1 protein-coding gene is annotated in these 2,625 nt (G+C 71.9%); it reads right to left on the bottom strand.

Going from position 1 to position 2,625, the window contains the following annotated elements:
• On the bottom strand, nucleotides 1-2,340 hold a 2,340-nt coding region (locus tag AAHZ94_RS32345), incomplete at its 3' end, for a transglycosylase domain-containing protein (protein ID WP_349997274.1).
• Between the last annotated feature and the right edge of the window lie 285 nt (nucleotides 2,341-2,625).

Raw genomic sequence — 2,625 nt, 5'->3', positions numbered from 1 at the left:
GCCCTCGCCGCCCGGGCCCGCGGGCCCGCCCGCTCCGCCGGGGGCGCCCCCCCCGCCGCCCGGAGTGCCTGTTTCGCCGCCCGGGTCCCCGCCGGGGCCGCCACCCGCCCCGCCGGGGGTGCCTATCGGGCCGCCCGGGTCACCGGAGACGCCGCCACCGGGGAGGCCGCCGGTGGGCGGGGTGAAGGTGGGTGTGGTCGGCACCTCGGGGGTGGACGTCGTGGGGTCGTCGGACGGGGTGTCCGTCGGGGTGCTGGGCTCGTCGCTCTCGGGGGTGCTGGGCTCGTCCGTCGGCTCCGTCCCGCTGTCGGTCGGGGTGTCGGCCGGGGCCGACGGGGGCAGCGACGTGTCGTCGGCGCCCTCCTCCAGCTTGAGGTCGAACTCGGTCGGCGCCTTCCCGGCCAGCGCCTTCTTGGTGTACGAGGCCCAGATCTCGGCCGGGTAGCCGCCGCCGTTGATGCGCTGGAGCCCGGTCGCCCCGTACAGCGGCTTCTGCGCGCCGGTGTTGGAGTCCTGGCCCATCACCGCGACCACGGTGGCCAGGTCGGGCGTGTAGCCGGCGAACCAGGCCGCCTTGTCCTCCTCGGCGGTGCCGGTCTTGCCGGCGGCCGGGCGGTCGGCGGCGAGCGCCGCGGTGCCGGTGCCGCCCTGCACCACGCTCTGGAGGATCGCGGTGGTGGTGTCGGCCGCGTCGCGGGCCACGCCCTGCTCGGGGGTGCGGTCCGGCAGTTCGACCTTGCCGCCGTCCTTGGTGATCTCCGCGACCAGGCCGTACGGGGCGTGCTTGCCGTGGTTGGCGAGCGTGGCGTACGCGCCGGTCATGTCGAGGACGCTGGCGTTGGCGGGGCCGAGTGCGATGGACGGGCTGGCGGTGAGGTCCGGGGTCTGCTCGGGGATGCCGAGGTTGACCGCGGTCTCCTTGACCTTGTCCGGGCCGACGTCCACGGCCATCTGGGCGTAGACGGAGTTGACGGACTTGTCGGTGGCGCCGGTGACGTTGATCTGCCCGTACGAGACGTCGTCCTCGTTGGCCGGCGCGTAGCTGGTGCCGTCGCCGGCGCCGACGACGGGGCGCTTGTTGGTGCCGTCGTAGACCGTGTTCGGGGTGATCCGCTGGCCGCTCTGGGTCACCGAGTCGTTCTCCACGGCCGAGGTGAAGACGAACGGCTTGAAGGTCGATCCGACCTGGTAGTCGCGGCGGGTGGCGTTGTTGACGTACTGCTTGGTGTAGTCGATGCCGCCGTACAGCGCGACCACGTTGCCGGTGGCCGGGTCGATGGAGGCGCCGCCGACGCGTACGTACTTGTCGACCTTGTTGGACTTGCTGAGCTTGCGCATCAGCTTCTTGTCGACCGACTCGACGAACGCGTCCTGCTTCTTCTTGTCGATGGTGGTGGTGATCCGGTAGCCGCCGGCCGCCAGGTCCTTCTCGTCGATGATCTTGTTGCTGGTGATGTAGTCCTTGACCGCCTCGACCAGGTAGCCGCGCTGCCCGGACATGCTGGAGGTGGGCTTGGCGGGGTCGGGGGTGGGGAACTTGATGGTCTTGCGCTCGGCCTCGTCCAGCCAGCCCTTCTCGACCATGCCGCCCAGCACGTACTCCCAGCGGGCGACCGCGCGCTCCTTGTTCTCCGGGTGCACCACGACGTCGTACGCGCTCGGCGCGTTCAACAGGGTGGCCAGGTACGCGCTCTCGCCGGTGGTCAGCTCGTCGGTGTCCTTGCCGTAGTACGCCTGCGCGGCCGACTGGATGCCGTACGCGTTGCGGCCGAAGTAGCTGGTGTTGAGGTAGCCCTCAAGGATGTCCTTCTTGCTCACCTCCCGGTCCAGCTTGATCGCGATGAAGAACTCCTTGGCCTTGCGGGTGACCGTCTGGTCCTGGTCCAGGTAGTAGTTCTTCACGTACTGCTGGGTGATGGTCGAGCCGGACTGCTTGCCCTTGCCGGTCGCGGTGTTCCAGGCGGCGCGCAGCATGGCCGCCGGGTTGACCGCCGACTCCGAGTAGAAGTCGCGGTCCTCGGCGGCGAGCACGGCGTTCTGGGTGGTCTTGGGCACGCTGCTGAGCGGCACGTTCTCGCGGTTCACGGCGCCCTCGCGGGCCAACTGCGAGCCGTCGGAGTACAGGTAGACGTTGCTCTGCGCGATGGCCGCCTTGTTCGCGGCCGGGATGTCCACCAGCAGGTAGCCGGTGACCAGCGTGCCGCCGATGAGGACCAGCAGGAACAGGAACGCGCCGAGCACCATCCGCCAGGTGGGCAGCGCCCGGCGCCAGCCGGTGCGCTTGCGCCGCTGCTTCTTGGCCTTCTTGGCGTTCTTGCCGCCCTTGCCGACGGTCGTTATGTCGTTGTCCGGGCGTTCGGGCCAGCCGTCCGCGGCGTGGCCGCCTCCGGTGCTCGGTGGCTCGCCGCCGCCGAACCCGCCGGAGCCGGCACCGCCTGCGCCTGAGCCGGCGCCTGCGCCCGCTCCCGCCCCGGCTCCGGCTGCTCCGGAGGGGCCGGTTCCGGCGCGTCCTGCCGGGCCGCGGCGGGCCGGGCCCCCCCGGGGTGGTTTTAACAAAGCCCCGCCCCCGCCACGGGCGGCGGGGGGGGGGGGGGGGGGGGGGGGGGGGAGTATGGGGGGGGGGGG

It is taken from the genome of Streptomyces sp. HSW2009 (assembly GCF_040240285.1).
In the GTDB taxonomy this organism is placed as follows: Bacteria; Actinomycetota; Actinomycetes; order Streptomycetales; family Streptomycetaceae; genus Streptomyces.
The sequence above is the reverse complement of the archived record's forward strand: the minus strand, read 5'-3'. Positions and strand labels throughout refer to the sequence as shown.